Raw genomic sequence first — 15,664 nt, forward strand, 5'->3', positions numbered from 1 at the left:
CTGAGCAAACATCCGGTGCGCACAGCGCACCCTACCCAAATGCCGATACGCCGATACGCCGATACGCCGTAGGGTGTGCCATGCGCACCGAGCCAAACACCCATCACCGGTCCAGCCACCCACCATGTGAATCGCGCTGCGCACAGCGCCCCTAGGTGCGCTGCTGCCACTGCGCCAACCAGCCGAGGCTGGCCTGCGTGCCCACCTCGCCCGGTTTGTACTCGGCGCCCAGCCAGCCGCTGTAACCGCTGTCACGCAACGCACCGAGCAGCGCCGGAAAGGCCAATTCCCCCGTCCCCGGCGCACCGCGCCCCGGCATATCGGCGAACTGCACATGGCCGATGCGTCCAGCCAGCAGGCGCATGCCTGCCGCCACGTCGACTCCCTGGCGCGCCATGTGGTAGAGGTCGTACTGCGCGGCCAGATTCGGGTGATCCACCGCGCGCAGCAGCGCATCCAGATCCTCAGGTGTATTGATCAGGAAACCTGGCATGTCGATGGGGTTGATCGCCTCCACCAGCACGCGAATTCCCAGCGCCGCGAAAGCCTCGGCGCTCTTGCGCAGGTTGGCGGCCAGGCAATCCAGCGCCTGCTCGCGGCTCACGCCTTCAGCCAGGCGGCCGGGCAGCACGTTGATGCAGGCCGGGCGCGCCATGGCGGCGTAGGTCAGCGCCTCCTGCAGCGCGGTGTCGAACTCCACCTGCCGCGCCGGCACGCTTGCCAGGCCGGGCCCCCCCGTCATCAGATCGCCCGCCGGTACGTTGATCAGCACCAACGGCAGCGCGGTCAACTCCAGCACCTCTTTCAGCGCGACCGCTGACAATTCGTAGGGGAACTGAATTTCCACACCCTCGAAACCCGCCGTCATCGCCGCCAGCACACGCTCGCGCAGTGGCAGCTCGGTGAACAGCATGGACAGATTGGCAGCGATCTTCATGGGCATTGCTCCCGCAGCATTTCCACCAGGGTGGCCGGGTCACGCTCCAGATTGCCCTGGCTGCCGTGCAGGCGCATCAACTGTGCGGCCAGGCCGCTTATGGGCGTGGCACTGCCCTGCTCGCGGGACAGTTTGACCGCCGTATCGAGGTCCTTGAGCAGCGTGCGCACGTGCCACTTGATCGGTTCGAACTGGCTGGCCGCCATCTGCGGCGCCAGAATCTGCAGCGGCTTGGAGTCGGCGAAACCACCGGCCAGTGCTGGAGCGATCAGGCTGGCATCGACGCCCGAGCGCTCGGCCAACGCCACCACTTCGGCGATCACCAGGGCGTTGCAAGCGACGATCATCTGATTGCACACCTTGGTCACCTGCCCCGCGCCGACCTCGCCCATGCGCGTCAGGCGCTGGCCCAGGTGCGCGAGAATCGGGCGCACGCGATCCACGTCTTCTTCACGACCACCGGCCATGATCGCCAAGATACCAGCCTCGGCCCCTGGCGTACCGCCGGAAACCGGCGCATCCACCCAGCGCATACCGGTGCGCGCTTCCAGCTCAGCGGCCATCTCACGGGTAGCAGCCGGCTCCAGGCTGGAGAAATCCACCAGCAGCTGCCCCGGCCTTGCCCCTTCGACGATCCCACCCGGACCGAACACCACCTCGCGTACCACCTCGGTATTGGCCAGGCACAGCATCACCACATTGGCATCGCGGCACAGATCGGCAGGGTTTTCCACGCGGTACGCGCCCTGCTCCAGCAGCGACGTGCATTTGTCTGGCGTGCGGTTCCAGAGTGTCAGCGGGTAGCCGGCAGCGAGCAGGCGGCGGGTCATCGGCAGACCCATCAGGCCGATACCGGCGAAGGCGATGGCAGGCAGTGAAGCGGTCATACAAGGCTCCAGAGGCAGTGAAAAATCGATCAGCCAATACTAACCGCGACGGGGGCTTCGTCTGGAGCTTTCATCGATCAGTCCCGCGATCTCGGCCACAGACCTCAGCCCGCCGCCTCGCAAAATACTTATGCGCATGATTGATTTATACATTTAGTAATAATTATCATTAATTAAATCTAAAACGATAAGAGCCATCATGCACAACAGGAATAAGAACGCTCTGCTGGGTCTTCTGCTTGCCAGCTGCAGCGCACCGCTTGCCGCCCAAGTCATCAGCCTGGAAGCCATGGAAATCTCCAGCGCCCCCATCGAGGACGCCGTGCAGCGCGCCCACGCGGAAAGACGCAATGCGAGCCATTCAAAAACGGTGATCGAGGCCGAGCAACTCAACCAGTTTGGCGACCAGCCGCTGGGCGATGCCCTGCGCCGTCTGGTCGGTGTCTCCTTCGCCGGCGCCAACCGTGCCCGTGAAGTGCAACTGCGCGGCATCGGCCCGGAGTATGCGCAGGTGTTGGTCAATGGCCGGCGCATACTCGATGCCAACTCCAAGCGCAGCGTGCAGCTGGATCGCATCCCCAGCTCGCTGGTCGAGCGTGTGGAGATCATCCGCTCGCCACTGGCCAGCCAGGAGGGCCAGGGCGCTGCGGGCACCGTCAATATCATTCTCAAGCAGCGCGTCAAGGGCGGTAATGGCGAGATCGGTATCGGCGCCGGGCATATGGAAAGCAACGGTGGCCTGGGGGATGCCACCGTCTTCTACAGCCTGGGCAACGACAACGTCACGCTGAACCTGGCCGGCGGCGTGCAATTGCAGCGCCGCAACGAAAGCAAGGACTCGCTGGTGTTCAGCAACAGCGGCGCCAATGGCGGTGAACTGGGCAGCAACGAGCGTCGCTTCGAGCAAGGCAACTTCCTGCCGTCGCTGGAGCTGCGCCTGAACGACGACAACCGCCTGAACTTCCAGCTCGATTACCTGAAGACCACCGAATACCGCGACGACATCGCCGCCGAGCTGGAAACTGCGCAGAACGCGGTGCGTCGAACCGAGTTCGAGGATCGCGAGCGCAAGCGCACCAACCTCGGCCTGCTCAGCGACTGGACGCACCAGTGGAGCGACGACACCGAGCTGCTGCTGAGCCTCGACTTGCAGAAGGCCGACGAGGACACCACCCGCGACGCCAAACGCTACCGGGCCAACGGCACCCTGGATCGCACGCGCCTGCGTGACGAGAACATCCACATGACCTCGGTCTCGCCGACCCTCAAGGTGAAGACGCTGCTCGACGCCCACAGCCTCGAATGGGGCGCCGGAGCGCGCCGCGAGACTCGCGAGGAAGACAACAGCAACATTGAGAACGGCACCGTCCGCCCCATCAATGCCGCGCGCACCTACCAGATCCGTGAAGACATCACTCACCTGTTCGCCCAGGACACCTGGCTGCTGCCCTGGGGCGACAGCCTGACCTACGGCCTGCGCCTGGAAGACGCCCACACCCGCACCCGCGACTTCAACGGTGCCAAGCAGCAGACCAGCAAGCTCAGCCCCCTGCCGTCGATCAGCTACCTCGGCCATCTCAGTGCCAACACCGACTGGCGCCTGGGTATCGCCCGCACATTGCGCCGACCCGATCTGCGCGAGCTGAGCCCGACCGTCACCACTGACTCCGGCACCCTGGCCCGGCCCGATACCGGTGGTAACCCGGGGATGACACCGGAATCCATCTGGGGCGTCGACCTGGGGCTGGATCATTTCTTCAACGACCAGCGCGGCCTGCTCTCGGCCAACCTGTTCCACCGCCAGTTCAGTGACAAGATCGAAAACGTGCTCAGCGAGCAGGACAACGGCCGCTGGCTGAGCCGCCCGGAGAACGCCGGCGACGGCCAGGCCAGCGGCCTGGAACTGGAAGCACGCGCGCCACTGGATGTGCTCGGCTTGCCGCAACTGACGCTATGGTCCAACGCCACCGCCGTGCACACCCGCCTGAAAAGCGAAGCCACCGGCGAAACCCGACGCTTCCTCGATCAGCCGGACTACCTGTTCAATGCTGGCGCCGATTACTACCTGGCCAGCCTGCGCACCACCTTCGGCGTCAACTACAACTGGAACAGCGGCTACAACCAGAAATACCGACTGAGCTCGGGCAAGACGGCAGAGAATGACCAGGACGCAGTTGGCCGTGTCGATATCTCCGCGCGCACCCAACTCAGCCAGAACACCAGCCTCAACCTGTCGGTGCTCAACCTGTTCGCCCAGAACGAGGACAGCCGCGCCACGACCTACGGCGCCAATGGCCTGCTGGAAAGCAACAGCCTGACCGAGGAAGGCACCTACCGCACCTTCTACGTGCGCGTGCAAACCGCGTTCTGATTGTTCGCGCGCCACTCAGAGGCCCCCGATGCGCCAGCGTCGGGGGCCTTTTTTCGTTCTGGTAGCGTCGGCATCAAGCTCCTACAGATTCAGACTGCAGAAATGAATCAGACGCGGGCGTTCTTCTTCTGCAGGATCAACGACGCTTCGTTATAGGCGCTCTGGAAGGCTTCGCTGCCGATCCAGGTGATCGCAGCGTCCTCGTCTTCATCGTGGAAGATGCCGCGGTAGACGATCAGCAGGCCCATCATGAAATCGGTCGCAGCCTCTTCCGACTCCTCGGCAACCACCAGTTCCAGCACCGGGTATTGCAGGAATATCAGGCACAGGGCGAGCAGGCTGATGCCCTCGCCGGCTTTCATCGCCTGGAACAGGTCATCGAAGTGCGCGGGGTCGAAGCCGTTTTCCTCGATGTCCTTGAAATCGAAGGTACTCAGGTCGAGCTCGACATCATCGAACGGCTCGTTGATCAGCGGGTTGGCGAGAATCGGGTGGACGACATTGGCCTGCGCCTTGGGCTTGCCCATGCGGTTCTGCTTGGCCTTGGTCTTGGCCCGTTGGGCGCGCTTCTTCTGTTTGTCTGGGGAGGCCATGGGGCGTTCCTCGTTCGATACAGCCATGTGCATGGCGCGGAAAGTTCAGGCGCCATTGTATTCAGTCTTGGTCATGGCCTGCGCCTGAATTTGCAGACGGAGAGTCATGCATTGAAGAACGGGATTTCTTCTTCGACTTCCACCTGTTTTGTTCGGGATGCATGGATGACGGGAGCCTGACCATGACGGACCGCGCACAACTCCACCACGACGGCTATGCATTGCTGCGCCAGGCGCTACGCGACACCAGGCAGCGCGACAGCTTCGATCACCTGGTCAACAACGCCAGGTACGGGGACATGGCGTCGATTGCCGAGACCACCGTGGCGCAGTTCGACGCACTGGTGAACGTACACTTCAAAGGGGTGTTCTTCCTCACCCAGGTACTGCTGCCGCTGATGGCCGACGGCGCTCGTATCGTCAATATCTTTTCTGGGCTGACACGCATCGCCTACCCGGGCTTTGCCGCCTACTCGGCCGTCAAGGGAGCGCTAGAGGTGCTGAGCGTCTACCTGGCCAAGGAGCTGGGCAGCCGGGGTATAGCAGTCAATACCGTGGCACCCGGCGCGATCGAGACGGATTTTCTCGGCGGCGCCGTGCGCGACATGCCGGACCTGAACAAGGTGTTCGCGGACATGACGGCGCTCAGCTCAGCGCTCCCTGCGCCCTCACCCGAGCCACCGAAGCCGCCCCCTCAGCAACCCGCAAGCCTCGCCAATCCCTCAACGGCCAATCACGTAAACACTGCACCATGTGTTGCAAGAACCTCGAGCCTTCAGGTACGTACCTCGGCAATTCGTGCGGCAGTAACAACTGCGATGCCAGATAGCCGATCTCCACTTCGTGCTGACCGGCGGCGAAGCGCGGTGCAGCGCCCTGCTCCGGTGCCAGCACGAACGAGCGGATATCGGCGCTCTCCTGCTGCAGGCTGAGCACGCGCCAGCGCTGCCACTGATTGCGCTGCTCACGCTCGCGCAGACGCGCAGCGGTTTCTGCCCAGGTGCCGGTCATCAGGCTGGTCGGTGCATATTCCTCGAAGGCCCAACGCAATGAGGTCGCGGCCGGACGCAGCACCACCTGCTCGACGTCGAGGGTCCATAGCCGTTCGGTACCCTCGAAGAGGTTCGAGTTGTCCGACGGGGCTGGCATGCAGGCCGGTCACCTAGCGCTCGGCCTCCTCAACCCGCTGCAGAATGCGCTGGCAACTGTCGGCGAAAGCGGTACCCGCCGCGCTCAGGCTCACACCTCGCGGCCCGCGCAGCAGCAAGGTGCTGTCCAGACGACTTTCCAGCGCAGCTAGGGTACGCATCACCGTGGCCTGCGACAGCTGCAACTGGCGAGCAGCAGCGGCCAGGCTGCCCGCCTGGGCCACGTCGATACCCACCTACATCATGTTCACCACGCGGTCGACCAGCAGCGCATTGACCTCCACATCCGGGTGGGTGTCGAGGTACTGGGCAATGCGTGGAATCAGGCACAGCTCGCCGAACATCACCGGTGCGGTCACGGTGAGGCGTCCACGCCGCCGCACACTGCCACCAGCGGCCAGTTCCTCGGCTTCTTCCAGCTCCAGCAGGATGCGTCGACAGTCCTCGACATAACGCTGGCCGGCCTCGGTCAAACGCAGGCTGCGCGCCAGCAACAGCGTGCCGAGGCGCGCCTCCAGCGCCGCGATGGCGCGGGTCACGCTAGGCGGCGAAATGCCCAGCAGCTTGGCGCCACCGGCGAAGCTTTCGGCCTCGGTCACTGCCAGCAACACCCTCATTTCCTGAAACCGATCCATCGTCACCGCCTGGTTTTCTGTTACACCGACGCAGCGGACCTCATGACGAGGCCACCTCCGGACTCAGCGCCGGCTCAAGGCCAGACGCGCGGCGAAGAGGACGAAGATAAGCCCCGTGCTGCGATCCATCCACTTGATCACCACCTCGCGCCGCAACCAGTGGCCGAGCGGCTGGGTAGCGCCGATCAGCAATAGCGCCCAGGCCAGGCTGAGCGCCACATGGATGCCCACCAGACCGAATGTCCAGGCAATCAGCGGCTGCCCCTGCGGAATGAACTGCGGCAGGAAGGACACGTAGAAAATCCCCACCTTGGGGTTGAGCACATTACCCAGCAGGCCGCGCAGGAACCAGTTGGCACCGGACTGGCCGCCGGCCTGCGCCGGAGCCAATGAGGTGCGCGGGCGCAGCAGCATGTTCAGCCCGAGCCAGGCCAGATACGCCGCACCGCAATACTTGAGTAGGTTGTAGCCGAATTCGGATACCGCCAGCAGCGCGCCGAGGCCGAAGGCCACCGCCGCGCCCCAGAGCAGGCAACCGGCATTGATGCCCAGCGCCGCACGAAACGCCTGCTGCCGGCCCTCGACAGCTGCGGTACGCAGCACCAGCGCCGTGTCGATCCCCGGCGTCAGGGTCAGCAGCGTGGCCGCCAGGGTGAAGGCGATGAGGTTTTCGGCAAAGGGCATCGGCAGGCGCTCCGTACACTGGGCAGAGCGCGAGTATAAACAGCGCATCGCTGGCCGTCGTGGGGCCAGCGATGTCGTAGGGTACGCCGCGCGGACCGCGGTTCGTTCATGCGATGCGTGTTGCCGGTGGTGCCAGCGGTGTTTATCCGCGATACGCCTCGAAAAGCCCCGTAGCACCCATGCCGCCGCCAACGCACATGGTGACGATGCCGTAGCGCAGTTCGCGGCGCTGCAGCTCACGCACCAGGTGGCCGACCTGGCGCGAGCCGGTCATGCCAAACGGGTGGCCGATGGAGATGGAGCCGCCGTTGACGTTGTACTTCTCGTTGTCGATCCCGAGCGTGTCGCGGCAGTACAGGCACTGCGAAGCAAACGCCTCGTTGAATTCCCACAGGTCGATGTCGGCCACACTCAGGCCCTTGGCCTTGAGCAGCTTGGGCACCGAGAACACTGGGCCGATGCCCATCTCGTCCGGCTCGCAACCGGCCACGGTGAAGCCGCGGAAATAGGCCTTGGGTGTCAGGCCGAGTTCCAGAGCTTTTTCCAGGCTCATCACCAGGGTCATGGAAGTGCCGTCGGACAGTTGCGAGGCGTTGCCGGCCGTCACGCTGCCAGCCGGGTCGAACGCCGGTTGCAGCTTGGCCAGTGAATCCAGGGTAGTGTCAGGGCGGTTGCAGTCATCGGCCTCGACCACGCCGTCGAGGATCTTCTTCTCGCCGGTCGCCTTATCTTCGAGCTGATACTTCACCGTCATCGGCACGATTTCATCGGCGAACAGGCCTTCGGTCTGAGCGCGCGCGGTACGCTGCTGACTCTGCAAGGCATAGGCATCTTGGGCTTCACGGGTGATGCCGTAGCGGTTGGCGACGATCTCGGCAGTCTTGCCCATGGGGTAGTAGATGCCGGGGTTGTCCTTTTGCAGCAACGGGTTGAACAGGTTGTCCATGTTCATGCTTTTCAGGGTCATGGTGATGGACTCGACGCCACCGGCGACGATGATGTCGCTGCAACCGGACGCCACCTGGTTGGCGGCGATGGCGATGGCCTGCAGGCCCGAGGAGCAGAAGCGGTTGAGGGTCATGCCCGCCACCGGGTTGCCCAGGCGTGAGAGCACGGCGACGTTGCGGCCGATGTTCATGCCCTGCGCGCCCTCATTGGAGCCGGCACCGACGATGCAGTCATCGACCAGCTTCGGATCGATGCCGTTGCGCCCCAGCAGCGCATCGACGCAGTGAGCGGCCATGTCATCCGGCCGAGTCATATTGAACTTGCCGCGGAAGGACTTGGCCAGGCCAGTCCGCACGCTATCGACGATCACCACTTCACGCATGACGCACCTCGTTGTTATTGGATGACGAATGACGTGAAGATAAATCCAGCCCATCCCCGGGTACGACCATCATTGATCTGGCGTATACGGGGCGATGTCGGGGCCACCGGGAGCAACACGAAAGCATCGCGGCTGAAGCCGCTCCCACGTTCCTGCCGATGGCGACGACTCGTAGGAGCGGCTTCAGCCGCGATTAACGCTTCAATCCCTGGCGAACGCCGCCTCGATGGCCTCGTTGATGGTACGCAGCACCTTGACCCGGGCGAAACGCTTGTCGTTGGCTTCGATCAGCGTCCAGGGCGCGATCTCGGTGCTGGTACGGTCGACCATGTCGCCCACCGCATCGGCGTAGTCGTCCCACTTTTCACGGTTGCGCCAATCCTCTTCGGTGATCTTGAAGCGCTTGAACGGGATCTGCTCACGCTCCTTGAAACGCTTCAGCTGGGTCTGCTGATCGATGGCCAGCCAGAACTTCACCAGGATCACCCCGGCATTGGTCAACTGCTCTTCGAAGTCGTTGATCTCGCCATAGGCGCGCAGCCAGTCGGCCTGGCTGCAGAAGCCCTCGACTCGCTCCACCAGCACACGGCCATACCAGCTGCGGTCGAAGATGGTGAAATGCCCGCGCGCCGGGATATGCCGCCAGAAGCGCCAGAGATAGGGCTGGGCGCGCTCTTCCTCGGTCGGCGCCGCCACCGGCACGATGCGGTATTGGCGTGGGTCGAGGGCACCGGTCACGCGGCGGATGGCACCACCCTTGCCGGCGGCATCGTTGCCCTCGAATGCAGCGATCAGGGCGTGCTTGCGCATGCGCTTGTCACGCATCAGCCCGGACAGGCGCGCCTGCTCGGTGGCCAGTTGCTCCTTGTAGTCGTCCTTGCTCAGCGCCTGGGTCATGTCCAGGCTGGCCAACAGGCCGCTGCTCTGTCCGGAAACCGGTGCAGCATGTGGTCGCCCCACTGCGCCTTGCTGCCGCGCCAGCGCCGCCTGCAAGCCTTCGAGCAGAATGCGCCCGACCGTCAGGCTGCGGTAATAGTGATCGACGCCCTCGACTACGTACCAGGGCGCGTAGTCGCGGCTGGTGCGGCGCAGGATGCGCTCGCCGTAATGCACGAATTTGTCGTAGGTCTTCGACTGCTGCCAGTCCAGCGGGCTGATGCGCCAACTGTGCAGCGGGTCATCCTTGAGCGCTTCGAGGCGCGTCTTCATCTGTTGCTTGGACAGGTGGAACCAGAACTTGAAGATCAGCGCCCCCTCATCGCAGAGCATACGCTCCAGATGCTCGGCAGCATCGATGGCCTGATCCAGCACGGCATCCTTGAACTGGCCATGCACCCGCCCCTGCAGCATCTGGCTGTACCAGTTGCCGAAGAAGATTCCCATGCGCCCCTTCGGCGGCAGTTGTCGCCAGTAGCGCCAGGCCGGCGGCCGCGCCAGCTCTTCATCGGTCTGCACATCGAAGGTGCTGACCTGGATCAGCCGCGGATCCATCCATTCGTTGAGCAGTTTCACCGTCTCGCCCTTGCCGGCGCCCTCGACGCCGTTGATAAGTACGATCACCGGAAAACGCGCCTGCTGCTTGAGCTCGTACTGCGCCTCCAGCAGCGCCTCGCGCAGCGCCGGCTCTTCGGCCTCGAACTTGGCCTTGTCTATACTGCGGCCGATTTCGGCGGACTCGAACATAAAGCAACCTCCCTGGAATGATCCTCACAGCCTAACGGAACATCCGATGCTTTGCCCGCTGATACCAGCGCCATGGCATCTGTGCACGGTAGAATCACCGCACGATCCAGCGGAACCCAGCCATGTCAGACACCCATCACGCCCAGCTCGACTGGGACGAGCGCGGCCAGCCTCTGTCGCGCAGCTACGGCGACATCTATTTCTCCCAGGAAAATGGCCTGGCAGAGACGCGTTACGTCTTCCTCGCCAACAACGATCTGGCAGCGCGTTTCGCCGCTCTCGCCTACGGCGAATGCCTGAACATCGGCGAAACTGGTTTCGGCACCGGGCTGAATTTCCTCTGCGCCTGGCAGTTGTTCGAGCAACAGGCTCCCGCTGGCGCGCGCCTGCACTTCGTCAGTGTCGAAAAATATCCGCTGCATCACGACGACCTGCAGCGCGCCCTGGCCCTGTGGCCAGAGCTGGCACCGTTCAGCGCAGAACTGCTGACTCAATACCGCGCCATTCACCCCGGGTTCCAGCGCCTGCTGTTGGCCGGTGGTCGGGTGGTGCTGACGCTGTTGATCGGCGACGTGATGGAGCAATTGCCGCAACTGGATGCGCGTATCGACGCCTGGTTTCTCGACGGCTTCAACCCGGCGAAGAACCCTGAGATGTGGACGCCCGAGCTGTTCGCCGAACTGGCGCGACTGTCGGCCCCCGGCACAACCATCGGTACATTTTCCAGCGCCGGCCGGGTACGGCGCGCACTGAATGAAGCCGGCTTCAAGATGATACGCGTGCCAGGCCTGGGCAAAAAATGGGAAGTGGCTAAAGGGCTGTTCATCGGTGAGCCGCAAACCGTCGGCAAGCCCTGGTTCGCGCGCCCCGCTCGCCCTCAGGAAAAAAACGCGGTGGTGATCGGCGCCGGCCTGGCCGGCTGCGCCACGGCCGCCAGCCTGGCCGCACGCGGCTGGCGCGTGACTGTGCTGGAGCGGCATGACGATGTTGCCCGCGAGGCATCCGGCAATCCCCAGGGCGTGCTCTACCTCAAGCTCTCGGCCCATGGCACCGCGCTGTCACAGTTGATCGTCGCCGGCTTCGGTCATACCCGCCGCCTGCTCGAACGCCTGCAGCGTGGCGTCGATTGGGATGCCTGCGGTGTGCTGCAACTGGCCTTCGATGCCAAGGAAGCCGAGCGCCAGGCCAAACTGGCCGCAGCCTTCCCCAACGACCTGCTGCACGCGCTGAGCCAGGATGAGGCCGAGCAACGTGCCGGCATCGGCCTACCGGCCGGCGGCCTGTTCTACCCGGATGCCGGCTGGGTACACCCACCAGCGCTATGCCGGCAACTGCTGCAACACCCGCTGATCGAACTGCGTCCCTATCACGAGGCGCTGCGCCTGAGCCGGCAGGGCGAACGCTGGCGCGTCGACGGGCAGAGCGGCGTGCTGGCCGAGGCGCCGGTGCTGGTGCTGGCTTGTGCCGCCGAGATATCTCGCCTGCTGCCGGATACCAACCTGCCGCTCAAGCGCATTCGCGGGCAGATCAGCCGCCTGCCGGCCAACTCGCTCAGCAGTCAATTGCACACCGTGGTCTGCGCCGAAGGCTACGTCGCCCCACCGCGCGAAGGCGAGCACACCCTTGGCGCGAGCTTCGACTTCCACAGCGACGACCTCACGCCCAGCATCGCCGAGCACGCCGGCAACCTGGAGCTACTTCGGGAGATATCCACTGACCTGGCCGAGCTCCTGCAGGCCGATCATGTCGACCCCGCAACGCTGCAAGGCCGCGCCGCGTTCCGCTGCACCAGCCCGGACTACCTGCCGATAGTCGGGCCGCTGGCGAATACCGAAGCCTTCACCGAGACCTATGCGGTGCTGGCCAGGGACGCCCGCCAGGTGCCGGATGCACCCTGCCCCTGGCTGCACGGCCTGTACATCAACAGCGGCCACGGCTCACGCGGTTTGATCACCGCGCCACTGTCAGGCGAACTGATCGCTGCTTGGCTGGAAAACGAGCCGCTGCCAGTGCCACGCGAGGTAGCGGAGGCCAGCCACCCCAATCGCTTTATGCTGCGCAAGCTGATTCGCGGGAGCTGATCGACGGTGCGCACGGCGCACCCTACCGGGTTGGCCGCGCTTACGCTCTGGCCTCAGCAAGCACCGGTTTGGGCTTGCGAAACACCAGCACGTTGCCCAGCATCACCAGACCCAGGCCGAGCAGCGCCGGGGTCGTCCATTGGTAGCCCTCGAGGAACACCGAGATGTTCAGCGCCACTACCGGGAACAGCACCGTGCAATAGGCCGCGCGCTCCGGGCCCATGCGTCCGACTAGGGTCAGGTAGGCGGTAAAGCCGATTACCGATCCGGGAATCGCCAGGTACAGCAGCGAACCCACGTAGCGCGCGTTCCATTCGAAGGCGAACGGCGTACCGCTGACCAGGCAGATACCCACCAGCATCAGCGCGCCATAGAGCATGCCCCAGGCATTGGTGGTCAGCGGCTTGAGTCCGGCCTTCTGCTGCAGGCTGGAAAGCATATTACCGGCCGAGAAAAACAGCGTGCCGCACAGCGCCAGGCCGATGCCGAGCAGGCTTTCGCGGCTGGTTTCGTGCCCGGCCAACTCCGGCCAGAACAGTAGGCCAAGGCCGACCAGCCCCAGCGCGCCACCGAGCAGCACGTTGGCGGCGATACGCTGTTTGAAGAACAACCGCGCATTGATCGCGTTCCACAGGGTGGCGGTGGAGAAGATCACCGCGATCAGGCCACTGGGGATCCACTGGCTGGCGGTGTAGAAGCACAGAAAGTTGAGGCAGAACAGGCACAGCCCCTGCACCAGGCAAATGCCCTGGCCACGGCGATCCAGCGGCTGCAGGCGGCCGCTGAAACAGAGCATGGCGAACAGCACTGCCGAGGCCAATGCGAAGCGATAGGCGATGGAAGCAGCGACGGCCACCTCGCCCATCTGAAATTTGATGGCGATCCAGGTGGTGCCCCAGATCAATACGGTCAGCAGGTAAAGCGACAGGTTCATCGAGAATCTCCCAAAACTGGAGCACAGTCTGTAAGCGATATGCGCCAGGCGCTTGCACAAAGTTGCGCATTTATCGCCGCGCCATCACTGCCTGCCATCGCGCTGAAGGCTTTATCATGCGGGTTTTATCAGTCAGGTCATTCTCACCGCATGTTTTCCGCCGTCGCGCGCTACAAACAACTGTTGTCCAGCGCCCTCGCCCGCTACTTCCCCCACACTACCGCCTACCTGCGCGCCGAGCGCGAAGCTGCGCAGCCGCGCAAGCCCGTGCGCAAGCAGAGCAAGAAGAAGTCCGCAGGCAACAAGAAAGCCGGCAGTCGCAAGGCCGCCAGCGGCAAGCCTGGCCCCGCTGGCATCTACCCCGCTACTCGGCTGAAGATCGAAGACGCCCAGGTGCAGGCCATGCGCGAGCGCGTGGCCCAGGCGGTGAGGACCGGGCTGATCGGCGCACCGTCGGACGAACAATGGGCGATGATTCTATGCCGTGCGCCGCTGGCGCGCATTTTCGCCGGCGCCGGCTCGGGCAAGTCGAGCACGCTGGTACTGCGTGTGGTGTTCCTGCTCTGTCACCTGGAGGTCGACCCCAAGCGCCTGACGGTGATCTCCTTCACCAACGCCTCCTGCCACGAACTGCGCGAGCGCCTGCAACGTCTGCTCGACTTCTGGCACTACCCGCACGATGCACGCCAGTGCGTGCGCACCTTCCATGCGGCCATGGCCACGCTGGCCAAGGAACAGCTGGGCAACCCGCGCTGGTTCGAGCAACTGGACGAACCCGGCGAGGAGCCGGACAACCCGCTCACTGGCGGGCGCCTGCGCCCCGCGCAGCAGCGCCTGCTCAAGCAGGCCTACCAGAACGCCTACGCCGAGGACGCACGCTTTCGCGTCCTGACTCACCGCCTGCTCAAATTGCCAGCCCCGGAGGAGCCGCCACAGGCCAAGGCGCCGCTGGATGCCTGCAAACTGCCCGGTGAATTCACTGCACTGCCTCTGTTCGAGCTCCTGCACGGGCAGATCGACTTCGCCGAGAGCCTGGGGATTCGTCTCGACCGCCTGGACGTGAAAGCCCTGGGCTGTTCCACGCGCGAGCGCGACTTCATCGAGGCCATGCAGCGCTTCCACCAGCACTTCAACGCCCTGTTGCAAGGCCAGGGGTTGATCAGTTTCAACGGCGCCTTCGCGCAACTGAGCGAGCACCTGCAAAACGCCGACAATAGAAAACCCGGCCCCGCCCTGCTCGCCCTGAGCCACCTGCTGATCGACGAATTCCAGGACATCTCGCCGCAGATCGTGCTGTGGCTGCAGGCCGTGCACCGTCGCCTGCACGCTGCGGGCGAGCGCATCAGCCTGATGGCCATCGGCGACGACTGGCAATCGATCTACGGCTGGCGCGGCAGCTCGCCGGAGCTGTTCATCGATTTCGACCGCCACTTCCCCAGCCGCGGACGCGGCAAGAGCACCACCCTGCTGCTGGGCACCAACTATCGCAGCATCGAACCGGTGATACGCGACGGCGAGAAGGTGCTGGCGGAGGTAACGAACAAGCAGCCCAAGACCTGCATCGCGGCCAGGGCCATGCAACCGGGCGACCATGGCGTGAAGCTGATCCAGCGCTTCGACCTGGCCAACGGCCTGCCGCGCTTGCTCGAAGAGATACGCGCGCAATGCGCCCATGTCGCCAGCCGCCCCGGCGCCGACCGCACCGCCGTGCTGCTGCTCAGCCGACGCAACGAGCCGCTGCAGCAGGTGCGCGCGCAACTGGACAAGGCGCTGCCAGTGAAAACCATGACCATCCACCGCGCCAAGGGTCTGCAGGCCGAGGTGGCGATCATCCTCGACGACTGCCTGCCGGTGGAGAAGCACCCGCTGCGCAACGCGCTCTACGCCCACTGCGGCTTCTTCGCCGGCAGCTACGACCAGGCCATGCAGGACGAAGCCCGGCGCCTGGCCTACGTCGCCATCACCCGTGGCGTAAGCCGGGTGCTGTGGTACACGCGCAAGGCGCAGGGTGCGACGCAGTGCCTGGCCAGCTAGAACGCCCGGCGAATACTCCGCTTCCTTAAAAGCTAACAAAGCAGCCTGGCGTAGGAGCCCCGCCTCGGGGCGAAGCTTTTCAGGTCAGCGCCACGCTTAAAACGCTGGGGCTAGGCGATTGATCGGGCTCTCGTTATGACCCGGTACTTTCTACAGGCAACAAAAAACCCGCCGAAGCGGGTTTCCTCCCAACCATCCGACATCCTGTCGGTAGCCATCTTGGCCTGGTCATCTTCCTTGATCCTCAGCGCTCCATCGCTGCAGGGGATGGATGTAGATTAGTGATCGGCCCGCGCGGGCAACAGTGGCGGTTGCCGTTATCGCCTGTAAGACATTCGCCATAGACG

At 64.2% G+C, this 15,664-nt stretch carries 11 protein-coding genes and 4 pseudogenes; 4 read left to right on the plus strand and 11 right to left on the minus strand.

Annotated features, from left to right (window positions below):
- Positions 1-151: 151 nt before the first annotated feature.
- Both ACNFCJ_RS04345 and ACNFCJ_RS04350 read right to left on the minus strand, forming a co-directional pair.
- Entirely contained in the window at positions 152-937 is a 786-nt protein-coding gene (locus tag ACNFCJ_RS04345; protein ID WP_416769989.1) for a hydroxypyruvate isomerase family protein, read from the minus strand.
- A complete protein-coding gene (locus tag ACNFCJ_RS04350) occupies positions 934-1,824 on the minus strand; it encodes an NAD(P)-dependent oxidoreductase (RefSeq protein WP_416769991.1) in 891 nt (296 codons plus the stop codon). The genes ACNFCJ_RS04345 and ACNFCJ_RS04350 overlap by 4 nt, the downstream gene beginning before the upstream one ends.
- Before the next feature lie 199 nt (positions 1,825-2,023).
- On the opposite strand from ACNFCJ_RS04350, the gene ACNFCJ_RS04355 reads away from it, so the two are divergent.
- Positions 2,024-4,195 (plus strand): TonB-dependent receptor plug domain-containing protein, encoded by a 2,172-nt coding sequence (locus ACNFCJ_RS04355; RefSeq protein ID WP_416769993.1) that lies wholly within the window; start codon positions 2,024-2,026, stop codon positions 4,193-4,195.
- Positions 4,196-4,302: 107 nt separating this feature from the next.
- Here ACNFCJ_RS04355 and ACNFCJ_RS04360 read toward each other — a convergent pair whose 3' ends face one another.
- Entirely contained in the window at positions 4,303-4,788 is a 486-nt protein-coding gene (locus ACNFCJ_RS04360; protein WP_143505934.1) for a hypothetical protein, read from the minus strand.
- Positions 4,789-5,030: 242 nt separating this feature from the next.
- Between ACNFCJ_RS04360 and ACNFCJ_RS04365 the strand changes: the two are divergent.
- Positions 5,031-5,435: pseudogene (locus ACNFCJ_RS04365) on the plus strand (SDR family NAD(P)-dependent oxidoreductase); the annotation flags it as partial.
- 196 nt (positions 5,436-5,631) lie between these two features.
- Here ACNFCJ_RS04365 and ACNFCJ_RS04370 read toward each other — a convergent pair.
- The 7 genes and pseudogenes from ACNFCJ_RS04370 to pap form a co-directional block, all read right to left on the minus strand.
- Positions 5,632-5,907, minus strand: a pseudogene (locus ACNFCJ_RS04370) (FAD-binding oxidoreductase); the annotation flags it as partial.
- A 46-nt stretch (positions 5,908-5,953) separates the two neighbouring features.
- Positions 5,954-6,172, minus strand: a pseudogene (locus ACNFCJ_RS04375) (LysR family transcriptional regulator); the annotation flags it as partial.
- A gap of 3 nt (positions 6,173-6,175) precedes the next feature.
- Positions 6,176-6,571, minus strand: a pseudogene (locus ACNFCJ_RS04380) (LysR family transcriptional regulator); the annotation flags it as partial.
- A gap of 63 nt (positions 6,572-6,634) precedes the next feature.
- On the minus strand, positions 6,635-7,255 hold the full coding sequence (locus ACNFCJ_RS04385; RefSeq protein WP_179574165.1) for a LysE family translocator: 621 nt from the start codon (positions 7,253-7,255) through the stop codon (positions 6,635-6,637).
- Positions 7,204-7,365 (minus strand): DUF982 domain-containing protein, encoded by a 162-nt coding sequence (locus ACNFCJ_RS04390; protein WP_372857508.1) that lies wholly within the window; start codon positions 7,363-7,365, stop codon positions 7,204-7,206. The genes ACNFCJ_RS04385 and ACNFCJ_RS04390 overlap by 52 nt, the downstream gene beginning before the upstream one ends.
- A 32-nt stretch (positions 7,366-7,397) precedes the next feature.
- A complete protein-coding gene (locus ACNFCJ_RS04395; RefSeq protein WP_416769997.1) occupies positions 7,398-8,585 on the minus strand; it encodes a thiolase family protein in 1,188 nt (395 codons plus the stop codon).
- Between the two features lie 201 nt (positions 8,586-8,786).
- Complete coding sequence (gene pap, locus ACNFCJ_RS04400; RefSeq protein WP_143505937.1) at positions 8,787-10,268, minus strand: polyphosphate:AMP phosphotransferase; 1,482 nt, start codon at positions 10,266-10,268, stop codon at positions 8,787-8,789.
- A 122-nt stretch (positions 10,269-10,390) separates the two neighbouring features.
- Here pap and mnmC point away from each other — a divergent pair, with 122 nt between their 5' ends.
- Positions 10,391-12,349: a bifunctional tRNA (5-methylaminomethyl-2-thiouridine)(34)-methyltransferase MnmD/FAD-dependent 5-carboxymethylaminomethyl-2-thiouridine(34) oxidoreductase MnmC gene (gene mnmC / locus ACNFCJ_RS04405; protein ID WP_416769999.1), complete on the plus strand. Its 1,959-nt coding sequence runs from the start codon at positions 10,391-10,393 to the stop codon at positions 12,347-12,349.
- Positions 12,350-12,389: 40 nt separating this feature from the next.
- Here the strand turns inward: mnmC and ACNFCJ_RS04410 are convergent, their stop codons facing one another.
- On the minus strand, positions 12,390-13,283 hold the full coding sequence (locus tag ACNFCJ_RS04410; protein WP_416770000.1) for a DMT family transporter: 894 nt from the start codon (positions 13,281-13,283) through the stop codon (positions 12,390-12,392).
- 150 nt (positions 13,284-13,433) lie between these two features.
- Here ACNFCJ_RS04410 and ACNFCJ_RS04415 point away from each other — a divergent pair, with 150 nt between their 5' ends.
- Positions 13,434-15,317 (plus strand): UvrD-helicase domain-containing protein, encoded by a 1,884-nt coding sequence (locus ACNFCJ_RS04415; protein WP_416770002.1) that lies wholly within the window; start codon positions 13,434-13,436, stop codon positions 15,315-15,317.
- Positions 15,318-15,664: the final 347 nt, after the last annotated feature.

This window comes from Pseudomonas sp. NY15364, assembly GCF_048068235.1.
Classification (GTDB): Bacteria; Pseudomonadota; Gammaproteobacteria; order Pseudomonadales; family Pseudomonadaceae; genus Aquipseudomonas; species Aquipseudomonas mendocina_D.